The following is a 21,593-nucleotide window of genomic DNA, read 5'->3' as shown; positions in this document are numbered from 1 at the left end:
AAATCACTTTTTGATGTTTTGCTGCTCTGTCAGGCGACGTTCGATGCTTTCAAGCCGCTCCAGCACTTCGTCACGATAGGCGTCGGTTTTGACTTCGTCCTCGGCATGGTGCGCGTCTTGCATCGAATTCACGATCAGACCAACCAGTAGGTTTACCACCGCAAAAGTGGTCACCATTATGAACGGCACAAAAAACAGCCAGGCGTAAGGATAGATCTCCATTACCGGGCGCACGATCCCCATAGACCAGCTTTCCAGCGTCATGATCTGGAACAGCGTATAGGCTGAAAGGCCCAGATCGCCGAACCAGTCCGGGAAAGTCTGCGAGAACAGTTTGGTTGAAATCACCGCGCCGATGTAAAACAAGATCGCCATAAGAAGGAACACGCTGGCCATGCCAGGCAAGGCCGAAATGAACCCTTCGACCACGCGGCGCAGGCGTGGCGCGACCGAGATGACGCGCAGAACCCGCAAAATCCGCAATGCCCGCAGCACCGACAGGCCGGACCCACCCGGTACAAGAGCGATGCCGACAATCACGAAATCAAAGACATTCCAGCCGTTGGTGAAAAACCTGCGCCCAGTGGCCAGAAGTTTAATCGAAATTTCAACAACGAAAATGGTCAGGCAAAGGCTGTCCAATGTCACGATCAATGGACCTGCAACATCCATAAGGGTGGGTGATGTCTCCATTCCCAGCAGCACCGCATTGAAGATTATGACACCGGTAATGAACTTCCCGAAAGCTGGTGCTTCGATTAGGGTCAGCAGGCGTTGGGTGATCCCCATTCGGGTGGTCTCCTGTAAGTCTTAAGGGTTCAGGGTGAACCGTGCCGCAAGTTCGGTGTGTGACGACCATCGAAATTGGTCAACGACCTGTACCCATTCAAGGGTGTAGCCCGCATTAACAAGAATTTTCGCATCGCGGGCGAAGGTCACCGGGTTGCAGGACACATAGGCAATCACCGGGCGCAGGGCTTGCGCCAGTTCGGTCACTTGCGCCTCGGCCCCGGCGCGTGGCGGGTCGATCACCACAGCGTCAAAAGACTTTAGCTCATCCGGCATCAGCGGTCGCCGAAATAGGTCCCGTGCCTCGGTCGTTATCCGTTTGAGGCCCTGCGCCCTGCGCCACCCCTGATCCAGCGCTTGCGTCATCGCAGCTTCGCCCTCGACGGCGTGAACCTCGGCCCCTTCTGCCAGAGGCAAAGAGAATGTGCCGCTGCCGGCAAACAGATCCACAATGCGTTTGGAACCGCCCACAGCTTCGGAAACGGCCTTTAACAGAGCCTGTTCTCCGTCCTTTGTCGCCTGCAGAAACGCGCCGGGCGGCAGAACAACATCTGCATGCCCAAATCGCTGGACGGGTGGCCGGCGCATGGCAATTACTTCACCATCCCAGCTGAGCCGGGCAAGACCGTGTTTCTCGGTCGCTTGTGCCAAAGCTGACTCAAGCGGGCCGTCCAGCGGTTTGCCGCCTTTGACCGCCACATCAAGCCCGGATTCGGACAAGGTTAGCGTCACCGCCAACACGCCTTTACGGCTGCCACCCAGAATCGCCAGTGCTTCGGCAACCGGAATGGCCGCGATCAGCGCCGGGTCGAGCAAATGGCAATCCGGGATCTCGGTGATCGTGTCTGACGCACGGCCATGGAACCCGGCCAGAGCGCCCTTTTTCGTCCGTCGAACCGCGATCGTCGCGCGACGGCGGGACCGTTCTGGTGACGTATGGATCGGGCGCATCGACGCCTCCAACCCCTGAGCGGCCAACGCGGTGCGCACCACCTCGACCTTCCAATCCGCAACGAATCCATCTGTCGCGTGCTGCAACTGACATCCACCACAGGACTTGTAGTGACGACACGGTGCCTTGATCCGCTGGTCCGAGGGCGTCTCGACACGGATTTCTGTCAGAAATTGATCCAGCAGCGTGCCGCTGACGACCTCACCCGGCAAGGTACGCGGAGCGTAAACGGGGCCATCAGCGATGCCATCGCCTTGATGACCAAGGCGGGAAATAGTGTAAGTTTGCGTCATGGGGTGCCTGATACCGGGGCTTGGCCGGCAACAAAACCCTTATTCCGCAGCTTCAGCCTGAATGAACCCGCCTGACTGACGATGCCAGAACCGGGCATACAGCCCACCCTGGTCCAACAACGCGTCATGTGTGCCGGTTTCCACGATACGCCCTTGGTCCAGGACAATAATCCGGTCCATCTCGCTGAGTGTGGACAACCGATGCGCGATAGCCAGAACCGTCTTGCCTTGCATCACCCGATGCAACGCCGTCTGGATCGAGGCCTCAACCTCGGAATCCAGCGCCGAGGTTGCCTCATCCAGCACCAATATTGGCGCATCCTTCAAAATGGCGCGCGCCAGCGCAATCCGCTGTCGCTGGCCACCGCTAAGCTTCACTCCGCGCTCGCCCAGATGTGCTTCATAGCCGGTGCGTCCGTGGGCATCCTGAAGGCTGAGGATGAATTCATGCGCCTCGGCCTTTTTGGCCGCCTCGATCATTTCCTCTTCCGAGGCGTCAGGGCGGCCATAAAGAATATTCTCCCGCGCCGACCGATTGAACATCGCGGTTTCCTGCGTGACCATGCCGATCTGACGGCGCAAGCTGTCCTGCGTTACTCCGGATACGTCCTGACCATCTATCAAGATCGTGCCCTTTTCACCGTCGTACAGGCGCAACAGCAGCGAAACCAAGGTTGATTTCCCTGCCCCCGAAGCGCCGACAATGCCCAGTTTCTCGCCGGGGTGCACGGTCATGTTCAGGCCTGATACACCGCCAACATCCCGACCGTAGGCAAAGCTGACATGGTCAAAGGTGATCTGGCCTTCGGGCACGGACAACTCCGCCGCGCCCGTTTGATCCTCGACCCGTTCGCGCTTGGCCAGCGTATTCATGCCGTTCTCGATCTCGCCAACATTTGCGTAAAGACCCATGAGGGTGAAACTGACCCAACCGGTCATCTGGGCAATGCGGATCGAAATGGCACCCGCGGCCACAATGTCACCGGCTGTCGCGGATCCCACTTGCCACAGCCACAGCGTTGCACCTATCAGCAAAACCGGCAGAACCCCGGCCAACAGCATTAAGATAAAGCGGAAACTGGCCGACAGGCTTCCGAACGCCAACATCTTTTCTCGCAGATCAACCATGGAATTCCGCGCGGCCTGATCTTCGAAGTCAGAGTGGGCAAACAGTTTAACGGTTTTGATATTGGTGATCGTGTCGACGACTTGCCCGGACACCATCGCGCGAGCGCCTGCCCGCGCCGCTGAGCGTTTACGGATGCGCGGCAGATACCAACGGACAAGCAGGAAATACACAACCAGCCAAGCCGCAAATGGCAACATAACCAACGGATGAATAGACCCTAACAAAAGCAATGAGCCCGCCAGCGAGGCCAAGGCAAACACGATCGCACTGATCGTCTCGGATACCACCGACGCCATCGCGTTGGATGTTTGCATCTGCTTCTGCGCGATCCGCCCTGCAAAATCGTCGTCAAAATAGGTGACCGACTGGCCCAGCGTCCACCGGTTCAGCTTGGCCAGAACCAACGGCGTGATATTGGGCATGACGATATAGTTGTTGGTCAACGACGAAAGCCCGAACAGGGCTGGCCGCAGTAGCATGAAAAACGCAACGACCCCAAGGATCATCCAGACGTTGTTGGCGGTCAGAAAGTTCTCGGGTCCGCTTGTGGTTGCTGCGTCAATGACCAGGCCCAGCATCCACGCAGTGCCCGCCTCCATCGCACCCGCAGTAGCCGAGAAAAACGCTGCGACGAAGATCATTGGCCATGCGCCAGACAGGCACCAGCGAATGAACGCCCCCAGCGATTGCGGCGGGGGCGTTTCGATGTTTTTGAACGGGTTTATGAGGTCGGCAATCCTCATTAAGCGGCCTCCGGATTCAGGAAGCCCCCAGATTGCCGCGCCCAGAACTGGGCGTAAAGCCCACCTTGCGCCAACAGTTCGGAATGCCCGCCCTGTTCAACGATCCGACCACCATCCATGACCAGAATACGGTCCATCTGCGCGATGGTGCTCAGCCGGTGGGCAATGGCGATCACGGTTTTTCCTTGCATCATACCGTAGAGAGTTTCCTGAATTGACGCTTCGACCTCGGAATCTAGAGCGGATGTCGCCTCGTCCAACAGCAAAATGGGTGCGTCCTTCAGGATCACCCGCGCCAGCGTCACGCGCTGCCGTTGACCTCCGGACAGTTTCACACCTCGCTCGCCCACATGCGCATCATACCCCATGCGCCCTTCTGGGTCTTGCAGATCAAGGATGAACTCATGCGCCTCAGCCTGTTTGGCGGCGGCAATCATCTGTTCTTCGGTGGCATCGGGGCGACCATAGAGGATGTTGTCACGCACCGACCGATGCAACAGGGCGCTGTCCTGCTGAACCATACCGATATGGCTGCGCAAACTGTCCTGCGTGACCCTGGAAATGTCCTGATCGTCAATCAGGATCGCGCCCTGTTCAACGTCGTAAAACCGCAATAGCAACTTAACTAGGGTCGATTTTCCCGCACCGGACCGCCCGATCAGACCGATCTTTTCGCCCGGATTGAGGGTCAGATTGATGTGATCCAGCCCGCCGGTCTTGCGACCGTAATGGTGTGACAGATCACGGATGTCGATCTGGCCCTTGCTCAGCTGCAAGGGCTTGGCATTCGGCACATCCAACAGGTCAACGGGCTGGGCAATGGTCTGCATGCCTTCGGCCACGACACCAAGCTGACGGAAGAAGCTGGTCAGCGCCCACATGATCCATCCAGTCATCGCGTTCAGTCGCAGGGTCAAAGCAGTCGCCGCCACAACGACACCCACAGATGCGCTCCCTTGCATCCACAGGGAAATGGCCCAACCAACCACGCCGACGATCAGCAAACCGTTCAGAGCGACCAGTACCGCATCCATTATGGTGAAAATCCGCATTTCGACCTGAAAGGTACGACGCGTTTCTTCAATGGCTTCGCGGGCATAGTCCAACTCTTGTTCGTTATGGGCGAACATCTTGACCGAATGGATGTTGGTATAGCTGTCCACCACCCGACCCGTCACGGCCGAGCGCGCATCGGACGCAGCCTGCGAAGCCGGACCGACCCTTTTTACCGTCCAGCGCACCAGAATGGCGTAAAGCGCAAACCAGATCAGCAGCGGCAACAGCAACCGTGGATCCGCCGCCATCAACAGGATCGCCGCGCCAATCAGATAGGCTATTGAAAATGAGATGGCGTCAAACACCTGAAACACAGCCTCGCCTGCGGCGGGCGGCGTTTGCATGATCCGATTGGCAATGCGTCCGGCAAAATCATTCTCGAACCAACCGACGGATTGGCGCAGAACGTGTTTGTGGGCACGCCAGCGGATCAGGGTGCCAAAGTTCGGCAGGATCGTGTTGTTTAACAACAGCACATCCACGACATGCAGCATCGGGCGCAGCAGCAGCACAAACGCCGCCACCAAGATAAATTCGGTGCCGTGGTTCTGCCAGACCTCGGCCGGTGGACCCGACAGCAGGTCAACCACCCGGCCCATGTAGTAAATCAGGCCAACTTCAACTGCCGCAACAACGACAGAGATTAAACCAGCCCAGAAGAACACCCGCATGAATGGTTGCGAGTAATCCAGCATGAATGGCCACAACCGCGTCGGCGGCGTGTCGGTTTCCTTGTAGGCAATAAAAGGGTCAACGAGGTTTTCGAAATAGCGAAACATGGAGAGTGCTCCGGTTGAGCAAAAAGTAAGTCATGCGAAGAAAGATGGCGTCAGAACACCACCCTTACGGGTCAAAGTGTTCCAGCCTTAGCTGTCCCAGATCCCGTAATACATTCGCATCCCTCCATTCATGTGACAGGGGCAAATAATCATAAACTCTTTTACTTGTCATCCCCTTTTGAGACTTCCTTTATCCGCCAAGCAGATCTTCGCGGCCCAGTGTGAACCCCGAGGCGATCCACTTCGCCTCAAGATCGGCCAGTTTCTTGCCCAGCGCAGGGCCGGTAAACTCGGGGATCAGATCAGTTGCCCTGATCGGGAAGGTCGCGCCCGCACCAACGTTGAGATCGTGCTTTATCGAGTCTAACCAAGGCTGTTCCAGAAAGGCACACCGCAAAAGCGCTTCATGAAGCCCGTCTGTTTCACCGTACCGAAATCCCAATTCGGCAAAGCTGGCCGGGCTGGACGCCTCATCCCGCATTCGGGTCAGGCGCTGCAATTGCGCGCGGCTCAGGCGCAGGGTTTTTGCGACTTCCGGCGGCGCAATCGCAGCCAGTCGCCGCACCGGTTCCGGATCAGCGCCTGCCTGCTGTTCCAATGCAATCAACGGGGCCAATGCACGATCATCAGCGCCCGGCAATAGTTGCACCAGTACCCCGGCGCTGCGCATCGCAGCAACGGACGGCGCAGGGTCAGGTGCGCCAAGCAGTTTCAAAAGCTCTGCCCCTACGCGTTCACGGGACAAGCCGGCCAGACCATCCAGGTTGGACGCAATGGCGGCCAAAGCGTCGGTATCGAACCCCGCCTCGGCATCGCCATACCAGGCGTGAAACCGGAAATAGCGCAGCGAGCGCAGGTAATCCTCGCGAATACGGTTGGCGGCAGTGCCGATAAACCGAACGCGACGCGTCTTTAGGTCAGGCAAACCGTTCAGAGGGTCCAGTACAGCGCCATCGGGCCGTGCATATATCGCGTTCATCGTGAAATCGCGACGCGCGGCATCCTCTTCGACCTTGTCGGAAAAGGCGACGACGGCGCGGCGGCCATCAGTTTCCACGTCACGGCGAAAAGTGGTGATCTCATGCGGGATGCCCTGGCTAACCACGGTGACTGTGCCGTGATCGATCCCAGTGGGTATGGCCTTGAGCCCAGCTTGCTGCGCCAACTCGACCACTTTGTCGGGCCGCGCATCTGTGGCGATGTCAATATCCGACACCGGAGCGCCCAACAGCGCGTTGCGCACACATCCACCCACAAACAAGGCTTGGTACCCGGCATCGGTCAGGGCAGCGCAGACCTGTTGCGTTGCCGATTCCGACACCCAGTCTTCTTTGATTTGCGTCATTCGTTGATCCGTGCTGCCAATCCCCGCAGAATTCGAGCTGTTGCGCCCCAGATGTAATAAGGGCCGAAAGGTACCGTGAAGTAATACCGCCTTTGCCCCCGCCAGCGGCGCGATTCAACGACATAATTCGCGGGGTTGAGCACATGTGCAAGCGGAACCGAAAACACCTCTGCCACTTCACCCGGTTCAGGCACCGGTTGGAAAGGTTCCCGCAGGATCGCCACCACAGGTGTGACCGTGAAGGAGGTCACCGTTTCATGCGTTGGCAAGTGGCCAAGAATTTCCGGCATTTCCTGCGGCAAGCCGATTTCTTCGCGCGCCTCACGCAGTGCGGTGGCGGTTACATCCACATCGCCGTTATCCTGCTTGCCGCCTGGAAACGCTATCTGCCCCGGGTGATGCTTAAGCGCCGAGGATCGCTTGGTCAAAATCAAGCGCGGGGCGCCATCGGCTACTGAAATCGGAACCAAAACACCGGCGGGGCGCAGTTTGCGACCCTCAGGCAGGACAAATTCGGGGTTCAGATCGAAATCACTGGACCCGTTGCCGGGGCGGCGCAAGGCCGCCCGCAGCTGATCTGTTGGATCAGGCGTTGTCAGCATCAAATCCGACCGTAGCAGGATCCAGCACGTAATGTGCACCGCAGAACTGACAATCAGCCGTCACGTCGCCTTCGGGCGTGGTCATCTTTTCGATGTCCTTGGCCGAATAGATCGACAGGCTCTGCCGAACACGGTCTTCTGAACAGGTACAGCCGAATTGGACTGACTGCGCATCGTATACCCGCGGCTGTTCCTCGTGAAACAGCCGGACCAACAGATCCGTAGGTGCAATCGACGGACCGATCAGTTCCAAATCGTCGACCGTATCCAGCAGGATGTTGACGCGGCCCCAGTTTTCACCTTCTTCACCATCGACAAGGTCATCCGCTGTCAGGATGTTCCCGTCGCCCTCGCTGGATGCCACGAAGGGCGAAGCCTTAGGCATGTGCTGCAGCATGACACCACCGGCGCGCCAATGTTTGCCAACGCCGGGTTCGGTCGATTTGCCAAAGCTCAGCGAAAACCGGGTCGGCAACTGTTCTGATTGGGCAAAATACGCCTCGGCACAGGCACTCAGCGAACCACCGGCTAAGGGGGTGATCCCCTGATACGGCTGGGTCCCCTCACCCTGGTCGATCATGATGGCAAAATACCCCTCGCCCACTTGATCAAAGGGCGCACCATCGGTCAGACGGTCGCGGTCAAAGCTGGCATAGGCGCGAATGCGGGCCGGCTCCCCCTCTTGCTGAGGCGCATAATAGTCGGTCGCAATCATGCGCACCGGACCTTTAGACTGAACCTGCAGGGACAGCTTCCAGCGCAGCGCAACTGTCTGGCCGATCAATGCGGTCAGCAGGGCCATCTCGGCCACCAGAGCCTCGACCTTTTCTGGATAGTCATGCTGGCTCAGGATGCCATCAAGCACACCATCCAGACGGGCCACGCGGCCGCGCATATCCGATACATCAAGTTGAAAGGGCAGGACGGTGTCGTCCCACGCGATTTTTGTTCCAAGAGACATGGGGTTTCCTTACACGCCACAGGTTGGCATACCGCCAGCATATAGGTCGAACTATTCGGGTTTTAAGGGGCCATACATGATCAGACGGTTTGGTGAAACCCCTCAGGCCGGGCGAACATATACACGCCGGGTGGGGGTTTATGCGTTGTTGCCCCGTGGCCGCAGCCTTTTGCTGACCTGTCAGACAGAACCCGGGCCCGATCTGCAATTGCCCGGCGGCGGAATTGATCCGGGCGAATCACCCATCACTGCCCTGCACCGAGAAGTGTTCGAGGAAACCGGCTGGTTGATCGCGTCGCCCCGCCGCATCGGTGCTTTTCGTCGCTTCACTTATATGCCCGAATACGATTTGTGGGCCGAAAAGCTGTGCCATATCTATCGCGCGCGTCCCATCCAGCGCATGGGTCCACCGTCTGAGCCGTTCCATGAAGCCATATGGATGGACACCGCCGATGCGGTCCAATTGCTGGGCAATGACGGAGATCGCCACTTTGCCGGGCTGCATGAACAGCGGCTTTAGTGTCCGTTGTATTCAAAGAAAACAGCCGAAACATCATCATCCATACCTCGGCCAGGTGCCATCGCTTGCGTCAGCCGCCAGAACATATCGTCCAGGAACTCCGTCCCGTTTCGATCCGGCCCGCAATCCAGCGCCATCTGCCGCAAGCCATCCTCGTCCAGCAGGCCACCGTCGGCGAGACTGCATTCTGTGAACCCATCGGAATACAGCAATAGCCTGTCGCCGGGTTGCATGTAGAATTCGGTCCGCTGAAACGTGACGTCCGGTAGCAATCCGATAGGTAACCCGCCTTCGCCCAGAAATTCCGTTCTGCCGTCCTGACTTAGCAGCAGCGGGTGCGGGTGCCCGGCCTGCACCATTTTCACATGCCCGTTGCGCAAGTCTACGATGGCATAGACCATCGTGAAGTACTCTTCGATCCCCGTATCCGCCATCAGTCGCGAGTTCAGGGTTTCGGCTACTTCTTCCGGCGGTAGCAGAGCATAAAATTTGTCGAACCGCCGCGCCATCGCCACGTTCTGATCAAAATGATTGCTGGACAGATAGCCCCCCAAACGCGCGGTCATCATCGCAGACGTGATGCCATGCCCGGACACATCGATACTGTAAAACCCAAGCCTGTTCACACCCGGAGAGAACATCCCCACCAGATCGCCGCCGATATGGCCGCAGGGTTTCAGCAACATGCTGACCCGGGACTTGCCGAAATCGCGCGTCAATTCGGGTACTAGCGATTCCTGTATCTTGCGTGCCTGGATCAGGTCCTTGTCGATCGCGTCATGGGCGACGCGCAGCTCCTCAAGCGCGGTTTCGATCATCTGATTTTTCTTGGACAATTCGCGCTGCATATCCAGAATACGCGCACCAGCTGATATACGCGCTCGCAGCTCATCTGCCTCAAGCGGTTTGATCAGAAAATCATCCGCGCCGGCATCCAGACCGCGCGCCACTTCTTGCTTTTCGCTTTTGGAGGTCAGAAGGATGAAATAGCTGTATTGCTTGTTGTCCAAGGCGCGGAACGCCTTGCAGAAATCCAGCCCGCTCATCCCCGGCATAACCCAATCGCTGAGTACAAGATCCGGCGGGTCCGCCGCGCACATTTCAATCGCAACGTCGCCGCTATCGGCCTCAAGCACGTCGAAGCCCCATTTTTTGAGCGAGGCGACCAGAATACGGCGCTGCAGGCGGCTGTCATCGACAACAAGCACCTTTTGGATCACACCAAAATCCAGATCTGATCCACTGTCTGCCTGACTGACCCTCGTCACCTTAACCCTCTACCCAACGGCGCTTATCGGAATGGGAAGACCCTATCGAGCCGCAGTTTAACAATGGGTGAAAGCCGAAATTCATTCCGCTTAACCTGCTCTTTACCGGTTCCGCGATACCAAATCCCCGGGCAGATAAAGCGAGGATGGTATGATCAACTGGTCCAGGGTCCGGCAACTAAGGGACGTGGTTGGCGCCAATGAGTTTGATGAAGTGGTGCAGATCTTCCTTGACGAGGTGAACGAAGCCCTTACCCGGCTTCGGAACGACACCGCCCGCACAGAGTTTGAACAAAACCTGCATTTCGTAAAAGGTAGCGCGCTGAGCCTTGGATTCGAGGCTGTGGCCAAGCTGTGTCAGGACGGGGAACGACAATCGGCACAAGGGGACAGCAAGGCGGTCGACTTTGCCAATATCCTCAGCATTTTTGAACGCTCAACCGCCGAATTTAAGGCGGGGCTCGGCAGTCTTTAGCGAATGTCAGCGTGGCTTCTTCTTGTTCGCGACGCTACATTTCCCGGCAATTCCAGAAATCGAAATGAAGATTGAACAGGCCGGAGAGACACACAAATTGATCGTGGCTTCAGATCACGAACTGCGCCAGCGTTTCGTCTTCGGTAATGTCGGTATAGGTAAAGCCCGCATCATCAAGATGCGCAAACAGGCGCACAAAATTCTCAGGCTTTCGCGTTTCGATACCGATCAGGACGGATCCGAAATTGCGGGCCGATTTTTTCATGTACTCAAAGCGGGCAATATCGTCCTCAGGACCTAGAATGCCCAGAAATTCCTTCAATGCGCCTGGACGTTGTGGCAGGCGGAGGATGAAGTATTTTTTGACGCCCGAATACCTCTGCGCCCGTTCCTTAACCTCGGGCAAGCGTTCGAAATCGAAATTGCCGCCCGAGGTGACGCACACCACGGTCTTACCCCGGATAAAGCTTTGCACGTCGCCCACAGCCTCAACCGCCAGGGCCCCCGCTGGTTCCAGCACGATGCCCTCGACGTTCAGCATTTCGATCATGGTGGTACAGATGCGATCTTCGGACAGAACCAAAACGTCGGACAAATGGTGAGATTTCAACAGCTCAAACGGCTTTTCACCGATCCGACCTACTGCCGCACCGTCGACAAATGTATCTACGTGATCCAGAGCCACCGGATGGCCCGCCGCCAAAGCCGCGCGCAGACAAGCGCCACCCGCCGGCTCCACGAACAGACAATGCGTCCGACCCTCGAACCATGTGGCCACGCCAGACGACATGCCACCACCACCCACTGGCAAGATGACATGATCGGGAACCTGTCCAAGCTGTTCCTCAATCTCAACCGCTAAGGACGCCTGACCTTCGATCACGTCCTCATCATCAAAGGGCGACAGAAAGTACCCACCTTGCTGGGCGCACCAGTCTTGCGCGGCGGCCAGCGTGTCGTCGAAATAGTCTCCGGTCAGGTGGATCTCGATATTGTCGCCGCCGAAAATCCGGGTCTTCTGGATTTTCTGCTGCGGCGTGGTCACAGGCATGAAAATGACACCGCGTACGTTCAGATGTTTGCACATATAGGCAACGCCCTGCGCATGATTGCCCGCACTGGCGCAGACGAACAGGTCCTGCCCTTGCTGCTTGCGCATGGCATTGAACGCGCCGCGGATCTTGTAAGACCGCACTGGGCTGAGATCCTCACGCTTAAGCCAGATATCGGCGCCATAGCGGTCGGACAGATGGGCATTCCGTTGCAGCGGCGTTGCAGGAAACACAGAGCGCATTGCCTGTTCGGCAGCGCGGGCGCGGGTCACGAAATCGGTCATGATCGCTTCACTGGCTTATCCCGACTAAAAGGGCAAGGAATACATATGTGTACGGGCGCGGTCAGGTGAGTTTCCGCTTTTCGATGAAGATTCCGTACATGGTTGTCAGGATGCTGACGTTGATCATCGGGAGAACCAGAGTTCCAAAGAACACCGTCAACAAGATTCCCAGCACCGGAATGATCGCCAGAGCCGTAAAAACAAGCTGCACAAGAAATTGGAACAGGAACGAAACAACGAGCAGCACCAATATCGAGCCTGCGATACCCTGCGTTTTGGTCCATGCTTCGCCGAGTGTGATGGGGACCCCAATTGCGGCTGCAGGCAGGATAATCGACAGCCGGTAGAAGCACACCAACAGAAAGACCACGTAAACCAAAAACAGGATGATCGACAAACCTGCGAGGCTTTCCCCAAGCAATGCAAAGACCAGCCCCATCGGCATCCACGCGATTACCATCAGTATTCCCAACATCAAGGCGCGTCCCAGATAGGCGAGAATTCTATCAAACCGAAAGGTTGGGAAGATACCAGTGGGATATTCTTCGAGTAGGATATAGCGGTGCCAAGAAACCGCGATCCAGAAGATTGTGACAAGAAGCACGGCGATCAGGCCAATAACGAATAGAAAAATACCACCTACCGACGCTCCCGGTGGCAATTCTCCTGCGCCTTCGTCAAAAGCTTCCAACGGAATGCCTGACACCATGAATAGCGCTACGATCAGCGCTGTTGCGATCAAGGCGGGACCTACAGTGATCTGCAGCACCTGTTTGATATTTCCAAATACCATCCGCACGGAATGGACAAAAATCTGCCAACCCAACATCTTTGAACCGCCCTCGCAACCAATCCTTGTTCTCTATCCGACCGTTTCACCCCAATTCAGACCCTGCGTCAACGCAGATAACTTGCCCCCGCTCACAAAACCCGTTAGGGGCCAATCGTCTTATGAATAAGGGGAAGTCAGATGTCCGCGCCCAAGAAAGTTGTTCTGGCCTATTCCGGTGGCCTTGATACTTCGATCATCCTGAAATGGCTGCAGACCGAGTATGGTTGTGAGGTCGTAACCTTCACTGCCGATCTGGGTCAGGGTGAGGAACTTGAGCCAGCGCGCCAAAAGGCCGAGATGCTGGGAATCAAGCCCGAGAATATCTTTATTGAGGATGTCCGCGAGGAATTCGTCCGCGATTTCGTCTTCCCCATGTTCCGCGCCAATGCGCAGTATGAGGGCCTGTATCTGCTGGGCACCTCGATCGCGCGCCCGCTGATCTCGAAACGTCTGGTTGAGATTGCCGAAGCCACCGGTGCCGACGCGGTGGCCCACGGCGCGACCGGCAAGGGCAATGATCAGGTGCGGTTCGAACTGGCGGCTTACGCGCTGAACCCCGACATCAAGGTGATCGCGCCCTGGCGCGAATGGGACCTGACCAGCCGGACCAAGCTGTTGGAATTTGCCGAAGCAAACCAGATCCCGATTGCCAAGGACAAACGCGGCGAGGCACCCTTCTCTGTCGATGCCAACCTGCTGCACACCTCGTCCGAGGGTAAGGTTCTGGAAGACCCCGCCGATATGGCGCCCGACTATGTCTATCAGCGCACCGTTCACCCCGAAGATGCGCCGAACAAGCCCGAATTCATCGAGATCGGTTTCGAAAAAGGCGACGCGGTCAGCATCAATGGCAAAGCGATGAGCCCCGCGACCATCCTGACCAAACTGAACGAATACGGCGGCAAACACGGCATAGGCCGTCTCGATCTGGTCGAGGGTCGCTTTGTGGGAATGAAATCGCGCGGCATCTATGAAACGCCGGGTGGCACCGTTCTGCTGGAAGCGCACCGTGGCATCGAGTCGATCACCATGGACCGTGGCGCGATGCACCTTAAAGATCAGCTGATGCCGCAATATGCGGAAGCAATCTATAACGGCTTCTGGTACTCACCCGAACGCGAAATGTTGCAGGCCGCCATCGACAAGTCGCAGGAACACGTCACCGGTACCGTCCGCGTCAAACTGTACAAAGGTCTGGCCTCGACCGTTGGCCGCTGGTCGGATCACTCGCTGTATTCAGAAGAGCACGTGACTTTCGAAGACGATGCCGGGGCATATGATCAGAAAGACGCAGCCGGGTTTATCCAGTTGAACGCTCTGCGCCTGAAATTGCTGGCCGCGCGCGAAAAGCGTCTGTCCAAGTAATTCACGTCATTGTTGGAAGACGAACCCGGTGTCCAAGAAGGCGCCGGGTTTTTTTGTCTTCGCTGACCAGTCAGTTCCAGTAGCGTCACCCTTGCCTGTTTCGCCCGTTTTTCTTTACGCAAAGGTCAACGGGGAAAGGACATACCATGCTTCAGGACATCGTCGACGGGATCCAGAAAGGTCTGAACGGCAAGACATTTGACGGCTCTCTCAAGTTCGATTGCGGTGATGACGGGGTGATCGTGCTGATCGACAATCAGGCGACGACGCAAGATCAGGATGCAGACTGTACGATCAGAATTTCACAGGAAAACTTGACCAAGCTGCTGACCGGCAAGCTGAACCCAATGACTGGTGTGGCGCTGGGTAAGCTCAAGATCTCGGGCAATATGGGTGTGGCTATGAAACTGGGGCAATTGTTGGGCTAAGCTCCGATAAACTCGTCTCACCAGCGCGTGACAAACCATGTCAGCGGATTGCAACAGCAGAAAAGTCGGGGCAGCCTGATCTCAGAAGGAGATCTGCCATGACCCGGACCGCATACCTCGATTTCGTTAAACCGTCGCTTCTGTTTGTCCTGATCACTCTGGCCGCGATGCTTCGCGCCCTGCCCGCACCAGCTGCCGGCACCGAAACTCTGACCGTCGCCGGAGGGTGTTTCTGGTGCGTTGAATCCGATTTTGAATCGGTTCCCGGCGTGATTGGCGCCGTATCCGGCTTTACCGGCGGTAAGACAGCCAATCCGACTTATGACCAAGTGACGAAAGGTGGCACCGGACATTACGAGGCTGTTCAGATCACCTTCGACTCTTCGCGGGTTTCCCGTGAAACGCTGCTGAGCATGTTCTTCCGTTCCGTTGATCCAACCGATGCAGGCGGCCAGTTCTGTGATCGCGGCAACAGCTATCGCACTGCTGTATTTGTCTCTAACACAGGCGAAAAGACGTTAGCGCAGAAAGCCAAAGCCAATGCGCAGCAAGCGCTGGGTCAAACCGTAGTCACGCCCATCTTAAACGCGGGCACCTTTTACCCGGCCGAAGCTTACCATCAGGATTACTACAAGGGCGACAAGCTGGTGCTCACCCGCTTTGGTCCGAAACGCCAGAAAAACGCATACAAAGCCTACCGCAAAGCCTGCGGTCGGGATGCGCGGGTCAAGCAGCTCTGGGGTAGCAACGCACCATTCGCCGGGTCCTAACCGAACCGGGCCTCCAGCACCTCTTTGAGGTCGGGAATAACATCCGCCGTGCCGTGCCGCGTGACCATCAGGGCCGCGGCACGATTTGCCTGTGCAATCGCCTGCGGCATCGGCAACCCGCGGTCCATTCCGGCCAGAACGTAACCGGTGAAGGTATCCCCCGCGCCGGTCGTGTCCACGGCTTTCACTTTGTGTGCCGAAATCTCAAGTGCCTCACCATCCTTGGGTAGGTAGCGCGCGCCTTTAGACCCCAACGTGACCAGTACATGCTTAACAGGCAAGCCAGAGATGGATTGGCCCGTACTTTCGCGCAGCTGTTCTGCCTCGACCTCATTCAGGATCAAGAAATCCAGATAGGGCAGCACCGCCTGCACGGCATCAGCCTGAAACGGCGCGGCGGCATAGCAGACGGTCAGTCCAAGATCACGGCCCATGCGGGCGGCCTCGACCTGGGCGTTGGTCTCATTCTGCATAACCAGCAGATCACCGGGAACAGCCTGCGATAAGGCCTGTCCCAGCTGATCCTGTTCGATGGCGTGGTTCGCGCCGGGATACAGAATGATCTGGTTCTCACCCTGCTTGTCCACCGCAATGATCGCGTGACCTGTAGGCACGTCGACCTCGGCAATGAACCGGGTGTCGACGCCATATTCGGTCATGCGATCCAGGGCCCAGCGCCCGTCCGGCCCAATGCCACCGATATGCGCCACACGCGATCCGGCACGCGCCGCTGCAACGGACATGTTGGCCCCTTTGCCACCCAGAAACCGCTCCAAGTTCGAAGCGGCCAGGGTTTCACCGGCAGTGGGTAGATGCGGCAGGGCATAGACCATGTCCGCATTGATCGAGCCTAGGTTCCAGATCGTCACGGTTTATCCAATATCGCAAGAGGCCAGAATGGCCATGTTCAAAATGTCATTTGCTGTCGAGCCAGTCGAACAGATCTGAATCGGCTTATCGACACCGGTCAGGATCGGGCCAATGACGTTCGCGCCACCCATCTCTTGCATCAGCTTGGTCGAGATCGAGGCCGAATGCCGTGCGGGTACAATCAAGATATTGGCTGGGCCCGTCAGACGCGAGAAGGGATAAGCCTCTTGCTGTTCCACGTTCAGCGCCACATCCACGGTCATCTCGCCATCATATTCAAAATCGACGCCGCGCTTATCCAGAATCTCGGGCGCTACGTGCATTTTCTCAGCCCGCTCAGATACCGGATAGCCGAAGGTGGAAAAGCTGACAAAGGCAACGCGTGGGTCCAGCCCCAAATGCCGCGCGACCGAGGCCGAGCGTTCTGCGATATTGGCCAGATCATGCTCATCCGGCCATTCATGGACCAGCGTGTCACCAATCAAAACGATCTTACCCTTGTGCAACAGCGCCGTCACACCAACGGCCCCATGTTCGGCATCAGCGTCAAACACATGATTGATGCGTTCCAGCACATGTGCCGATTTCCGCGTTGCACCGGTGACCATGCCATCGGCGTGGCCATGCGCCAGCATCAAGCAAGAGAACACATGGCGATCCCGCGCGGCCAGACGATGGATATCCTTGCGATCAAAGCCACTGCGCTGCAGACGCTTGTAAAGGAAATCCTTATAGGCTTCGAGATGCGTGGTTGTGGAGGCGTTAATCACCTCCAACTCGCGCACCGCGTCCTCCAGACCGGCGGCTTCCAGCTTTTCCTTCACATCGTCAGGGCGACCAACAACAAGCGCCTTGCCAAAACCCGATCGCTGATACATCACCGCCGCGCGCAAGACGCGTGGATCGTCGCCTTCGGCAAAGATCATCCGGCTTTGCGCCTGACGTGCACGGGCGTTCAGGCCGCGCAGGATGCTGGCGGTCGGGTCCATGCGGGATTTCAGGCTCAGCTCATAGGCGTCCATGTCAATGATCGGGCGGCGGGCTGCTCCGGTGTCCATCCCCGCCCTGGCAACGGCAGGCGGAATACGGTGGATCAGGCGTGGGTCAAACGGCGTCGGAATAATATAATCCCGGCCAAAGGTTAGAGATTTGCCATAGGCCATGGCAACCTCATCCGGCACATCCTCGCGCGCCAGATTGGCCAGTGCATGGGCGCAAGCGATCTTCATCTCGTCATTGATAGCGCGGGCGTGAATGTCCAGCGCACCGCGGAACAGGTAAGGGAAGCCCAGAACGTTGTTCACCTGGTTCGGATAATCGCTGCGCCCGGTGGCGACGATGGCATCAACACGAACCTCATGCGCCTCTTCTGGCGTAATCTCCGGGTCCGGGTTTGCCATGGCGAAAATCACCGGATTGTCCGCCATGCTGGCAACCATATCCTGCGTCACTGCCCCTTTGACCGACACACCAAGGAATACGTCCGCGCCCTTCATGGCCTCTTCCAATATGCGCAACTCGGTGGTAATCGCGTGGGCCGATTTCCACTGGTTCATGCCCTCGGTCCGGCCTTGGTAGATCACGCCCTTGGTGTCGCAGACGATGCAGTTCTCGTGTTTTGCGCCCATCGACTTGAGCAGCTCGATACAGGCGATACCCGCCGCACCCGCGCCGTTCAGCACGATTTTCACGTCTTCGATCTTTTTGCCCGAGATACGCAGCGCGTTCAGCAGACCCGCCGCACAGATCACCGCCGTGCCGTGTTGGTCGTCGTGGAAGACGGGGATGTCCATCTCTTCTTTCAGGCGCTGCTCGATGATGAAACACTCGGGCGCCTTGATGTCTTCCAGGTTGATGCCGCCAAAGGTCGGTCCCATCAGACGCACAGCGCGGCAGAATTCGTCCGGGTCTTCGGTATCCAGCTCGATATCAATCGAGTTCACATCAGCGAACCGTTTGAAAAGGACTGATTTGCCCTCCATCACCGGTTTCGAACCCAGCGCACCCAGATTTCCAAGGCCCAGAACCGCCGTGCCGTTCGAGATCACCGCAACCAGATTGCCCTTGTTGGTATAGTCGTAAGCAGTCTCTGGGTTTTCGGCGATAGCTTCACATGGAACAGCGACACCGGGGCTATAAGCCAGCGACAGATCGCGCTGCGTCGTCATGGGAACAGTGGCCTGAACCTCCCACTTGCCGGGTGTCGGGTCGAGGTGAAAGGCCAGCGCCTCTTCTTTGGTGATCTTCGCTTTGGGCATGTGATGGGTCGTTTCTTTACATCTGCGGGACTTTTGCCTCATAGCGCAGGCAGGCGCGCGCCTCAACGAGAATACTTTTCACCTTTCGTCGAGATGGGTGGATTTGTAAGGTCGCGACCGGAATACGCCAAAAGGGGTCAGCCTTGTCCACAGTCACGCCGATGATGGCGCAATATCTCGAAATCAAAGAGGCGCATGCCGATGCCTTGCTGTTTTACCGCATGGGCGACTTTTACGAGATGTTCTTTCAGGACGCCGTCAACGCCGCCGAAGCGCTGGACATCGCCTTGACCAAACGCGGAAAGCATAACGACACCGATATTCCAATGTGCGGCGTACCGGTCCATGCGGCCGAGGGGTATCTGCTGACGCTGATCCGAAAAGGGTTTCGCGTAGCCGTCTGCGAACAGATGGAAAGCCCGGCTGAAGCCAAGAAAAGAGGCTCTAAATCAGTTGTAAAGCGCGATGTTGTGCGTCTGGTGACACCTGGGACGTTGACCGAAGATGCCCTGCTTGAGGCACGCCGCCACAACTTCCTGGCCGCCTATGCCGAGGTTCGCGACGAGGCCGCGCTGGCTTGGGCCGATATCTCAACTGGCGCATTTCACGTGATGCCTTTGACCTCAGTGCGCCTCAGTCCCGAACTGGCCCGGCTGGCACCATCCGAGTTGATCGTGGCCGATGGTGTGCAGGACAAACTGAACGAACCCGTTATGGATCTGGGTATCTCGCTGACCCCAATCGGGCGTGCCAGCTTCGACAGCACTGCGGCGGAAAAGCGCATCTGCGGGCTGTTTCACGTGGGCGCACTGGACGCGTTCGGCAGTTTTGGCCGCGCCGAAATCTCGGCCATGGGTGCGCTGATCGACTATCTGGAAATCACGCAAAAGGGTAAACTGCCGCTTCTGCAAACCCCATTGAAAGAATCCGAGGACCGAGTCGTTCAGATCGACGCCGCCACACGGCGCAATCTGGAACTGACCCGATCTCTGTCCGGTGGCCGCGCTGGTTCGCTGCTATCTGTGATGGATCGCACTGTCACACCGGGTGGCGCAAGGCTTTTGGATCAACGGCTTTCCAGCCCATCCCGCAATCTGGACGTCATCCATGGGCGGCTGGATGCCGTAACTTTTGCGGCCGAAGACAGCATGATCACATCAGACCTGCGCGAGGCTTTGCGCAAAACCCCGGATCTGGACCGGTCGCTGTCCCGCCTGTCACTGGATCGGGGTGGCCCACGGGATCTGACCGCCATTCGCAACGGTCTGACACAAGCCGCTGCAATCGCCGAACTCTGCGCGGGTCAAGACCTGCCGGTTCTTCTGGCCACCGCCCTGCAAAATCTGGTCGGATTTGACGACCTGCTGTACCTGCTTGACGAAGCGCTTGTGGCCGAACCCCCATTGCTGGCCCGGGACGGCGGGTTCATCGCCCCGGGTTATGATGCCGAACTGGACGAAGCCCGCACCCTGCGCGACGAAGGTCGTTCCGTCATTGCCGGGTTTCAGCAGAAATATGCAGAACACACCGGCATCACGTCGCTCAAGATCAAGCATAACAATGTGCTGGGCTATTTCATCGAAACAACGGCTACCCATGCCGAGAAAATGCTGAATCCTCCATTTTCTGAGACCTATATCCACCGCCAAACAACCGCCAACCAAGTCCGGTTCACGACAGTGGAGCTGTCCGAGATCGAGACCCGCATTCTGAACGCCGGAAACTTGGCGCTTGAGATAGAAAAGCGGCTCTATGCAAGACTTTCTGGCGAAATTCTGGATAAAGCCGCACGTCTCAACCAAGCAGCGCGCGGTTTGGCTGAACTGGATCTGACCACTGCTCTGGCCGATCTGGCGCGTGGTGAAAACTGGTGTCGCCCGCAAGTTGATGCCTCACGCGCGTTCGATGTTCAGGGCGGAAGACACCCGGTGGTCGAACAGGCATTGCGCCAGCAAAACGGCGACGCCTTCATCGCCAATGATTGCGATCTCAGTGCTGACAAAGGCGCGGCGATCTGGCTGCTGACAGGTCCCAACATGGCCGGTAAATCGACCTTCCTACGCCAGAATGCCCTGATTGCCCTGCTTGCCCAGATGGGCAGTTACGTGCCTGCGGAACAGGCGCATGTCGGGCTAGTCAGCCAACTGTTCAGCCGCGTCGGAGCGTCGGATGATTTGGCCCGCGGACGCTCGACCTTTATGGTCGAAATGGTCGAAACCGCCGCCATCCTCAATCAGGCTGATGACCGCGCTCTCGTTATTCTTGATGAAATAGGTCGCGGCACGGCCACCTATGATGGCCTGTCCATCGCCTGGGCCACGCTGGAACATCTGCACGCCTCCAACAAATGCCGCGCCCTGTTCGCAACCCATTACCATGAACTCACCGCACTTGCCGGCAAACTGGAAGGCGTGGAAAACGCCACCGTTGCTGTCAAAGAATGGGAAGGCGAGGTGATCTTCCTGCACGAAGTCCACAAAGGCGCGGCTGACAGGTCCTATGGTGTCCAGGTCGCCCAATTGGCAGGACTGCCAGCTTCAGTCGTTGAACGTGCTCGTATCGTGCTGGACCAACTTGAAAAAACCGAACGTGAAGGGGGGAAGCAAAAGACCCTGATCGACGATCTGCCTTTGTTTTCAGCCGCCCCGCCACCGCCACCACCAACGCCCAAAGCTTCTCCGGTAACCGGCATGCTGGACGATATTCTGCCGGATGAGCTTACCCCGCGAGAAGCGCTAGACCTGATCTACAAACTGAAAGAGGCGGCCAAAACCTGACCGCCCCTTCATCTTTTATAAAATACTCTCGCCGAAGGCTTGGCT

General features: G+C 57.4%; 18 protein-coding genes. 6 read left to right on the top strand and 12 right to left on the bottom strand.

All coding sequences use genetic code 11. The features are described from left to right. Positions 1 to 3: 3 nt before the first annotated feature. The 7 genes from DHN12_RS12700 to DHN12_RS12670 all read right to left on the bottom strand — a co-directional run bounded on the left by DHN12_RS12700 (position 4) and on the right by DHN12_RS12670 (position 8,649). Positions 4 to 789, bottom strand: coding sequence for an ion transporter (locus DHN12_RS12700; protein WP_108860542.1), 786 nt, complete (start codon positions 787 to 789; stop codon positions 4 to 6). Between the two features lie 21 nt (positions 790 to 810). Continuing rightward, a complete protein-coding gene (locus tag DHN12_RS12695) occupies positions 811 to 2,034 on the bottom strand; it encodes a class I SAM-dependent RNA methyltransferase (RefSeq protein WP_108860541.1) in 1,224 nt (407 codons plus the stop codon). A 39-nt stretch (positions 2,035 to 2,073) separates the two neighbouring features. Further along, positions 2,074 to 3,906: an ABC transporter ATP-binding protein gene (locus DHN12_RS12690; protein ID WP_108860540.1), complete on the bottom strand. Its 1,833-nt coding sequence runs from the start codon at positions 3,904 to 3,906 to the stop codon at positions 2,074 to 2,076. After that, positions 3,906 to 5,741 carry an ABC transporter ATP-binding protein gene (locus tag DHN12_RS12685; RefSeq protein ID WP_108860539.1) on the bottom strand — a complete coding sequence of 612 codons (1,836 nt, stop codon included), beginning with the start codon at positions 5,739 to 5,741 and terminating at the stop codon, positions 3,906 to 3,908. Before DHN12_RS12685 ends, DHN12_RS12690 begins: the two co-directional genes overlap by 1 nt. A 190-nt stretch (positions 5,742 to 5,931) precedes the next feature. Continuing rightward, the gene (locus DHN12_RS12680) at positions 5,932 to 7,086 is read right to left on the bottom strand and encodes a CCA tRNA nucleotidyltransferase (RefSeq protein ID WP_108860538.1); all 1,155 of its coding nucleotides are present in this window, start codon (positions 7,084 to 7,086) and stop codon (positions 5,932 to 5,934) included. Further along, positions 7,083 to 7,688: a CoA pyrophosphatase gene (locus DHN12_RS12675; protein ID WP_108860537.1), complete on the bottom strand. Its 606-nt coding sequence runs from the start codon at positions 7,686 to 7,688 to the stop codon at positions 7,083 to 7,085. The genes DHN12_RS12680 and DHN12_RS12675 overlap by 4 nt, the downstream gene beginning before the upstream one ends. Further along, complete coding sequence (locus tag DHN12_RS12670; protein WP_108860536.1) at positions 7,672 to 8,649, bottom strand: Hsp33 family molecular chaperone HslO; 978 nt, start codon at positions 8,647 to 8,649, stop codon at positions 7,672 to 7,674. Before DHN12_RS12670 ends, DHN12_RS12675 begins: the two co-directional genes overlap by 17 nt. A 76-nt stretch (positions 8,650 to 8,725) precedes the next feature. Between DHN12_RS12670 and DHN12_RS12665 the strand changes: the two genes are divergently transcribed. Next, positions 8,726 to 9,169, top strand: a complete 444-nt coding sequence (locus DHN12_RS12665; protein WP_058275119.1) for an NUDIX hydrolase — start codon at positions 8,726 to 8,728, stop codon at positions 9,167 to 9,169. Here the strand turns inward: DHN12_RS12665 and DHN12_RS12660 are convergent. Beyond that, positions 9,166 to 10,437 (bottom strand): PP2C family protein-serine/threonine phosphatase, encoded by a 1,272-nt coding sequence (locus DHN12_RS12660; RefSeq protein ID WP_108860535.1) that lies wholly within the window; start codon positions 10,435 to 10,437, stop codon positions 9,166 to 9,168. The two genes, DHN12_RS12665 and DHN12_RS12660, sit on opposite strands and share 4 nt — an antisense overlap. Positions 10,438 to 10,588: 151 nt before the next feature. Here DHN12_RS12660 and DHN12_RS12655 point away from each other — a divergent pair, with 151 nt between their 5' ends. Beyond that, the gene (locus DHN12_RS12655) at positions 10,589 to 10,912 is read left to right on the top strand and encodes an Hpt domain-containing protein (protein WP_108860534.1); all 324 of its coding nucleotides are present in this window, start codon (positions 10,589 to 10,591) and stop codon (positions 10,910 to 10,912) included. Between the two features lie 109 nt (positions 10,913 to 11,021). Here DHN12_RS12655 and ilvA read toward each other — a convergent pair whose 3' ends face one another. Next, the gene (gene ilvA / locus DHN12_RS12650) at positions 11,022 to 12,248 is read right to left on the bottom strand and encodes a threonine ammonia-lyase IlvA (protein ID WP_108860533.1); all 1,227 of its coding nucleotides are present in this window, start codon (positions 12,246 to 12,248) and stop codon (positions 11,022 to 11,024) included. A gap of 61 nt (positions 12,249 to 12,309) precedes the next feature. After that, positions 12,310 to 13,041, bottom strand: coding sequence for a hypothetical protein (locus tag DHN12_RS12645; protein ID WP_234416633.1), 732 nt, complete (start codon positions 13,039 to 13,041; stop codon positions 12,310 to 12,312). Between the two features lie 177 nt (positions 13,042 to 13,218). Here DHN12_RS12645 and DHN12_RS12640 point away from each other — a divergent pair, with 177 nt between their 5' ends. The 3 genes from DHN12_RS12640 (at position 13,219) to msrA (ending at position 15,643) form a co-directional block, all read left to right on the top strand. Then, complete coding sequence (locus DHN12_RS12640; protein ID WP_108860531.1) at positions 13,219 to 14,445, top strand: argininosuccinate synthase; 1,227 nt, start codon at positions 13,219 to 13,221, stop codon at positions 14,443 to 14,445. Positions 14,446 to 14,591: 146 nt separating this feature from the next. After that, a complete protein-coding gene (locus DHN12_RS12635) occupies positions 14,592 to 14,873 on the top strand; it encodes an SCP2 sterol-binding domain-containing protein (RefSeq protein WP_108860530.1) in 282 nt (93 codons plus the stop codon). 98 nt (positions 14,874 to 14,971) lie between these two features. After that, positions 14,972 to 15,643, top strand: a complete 672-nt coding sequence (gene msrA, locus DHN12_RS12630; protein WP_108860529.1) for a peptide-methionine (S)-S-oxide reductase MsrA — start codon at positions 14,972 to 14,974, stop codon at positions 15,641 to 15,643. On the opposite strand, the gene DHN12_RS12625 is transcribed toward msrA, so the two are convergent. After that, entirely contained in the window at positions 15,640 to 16,512 is an 873-nt protein-coding gene (locus DHN12_RS12625) for a ribokinase (RefSeq protein WP_108860528.1), read from the bottom strand. The genes msrA and DHN12_RS12625 overlap by 4 nt on opposite strands. 3 nt (positions 16,513 to 16,515) lie before the next feature. Beyond that, positions 16,516 to 18,771, bottom strand: a complete 2,256-nt coding sequence (locus DHN12_RS12620) for an NADP-dependent malic enzyme (RefSeq protein WP_108860527.1) — start codon at positions 18,769 to 18,771, stop codon at positions 16,516 to 16,518. A gap of 161 nt (positions 18,772 to 18,932) precedes the next feature. Here DHN12_RS12620 and mutS point away from each other — a divergent pair, with 161 nt between their 5' ends. Beyond that, positions 18,933 to 21,548, top strand: a complete 2,616-nt coding sequence (mutS, locus tag DHN12_RS12615; protein WP_108860526.1) for a DNA mismatch repair protein MutS — start codon at positions 18,933 to 18,935, stop codon at positions 21,546 to 21,548. Positions 21,549 to 21,593: the final 45 nt, after the last annotated feature.

It is taken from the genome of Ruegeria sp. Alg231-54, assembly GCF_900143525.1.
In the GTDB taxonomy this organism is placed as follows: Bacteria; Pseudomonadota; Alphaproteobacteria; order Rhodobacterales; family Rhodobacteraceae; genus Ruegeria.
Note: the sequence above shows the minus strand (reverse complement) of the source record. Positions and strands in the feature narration are given on the sequence as shown.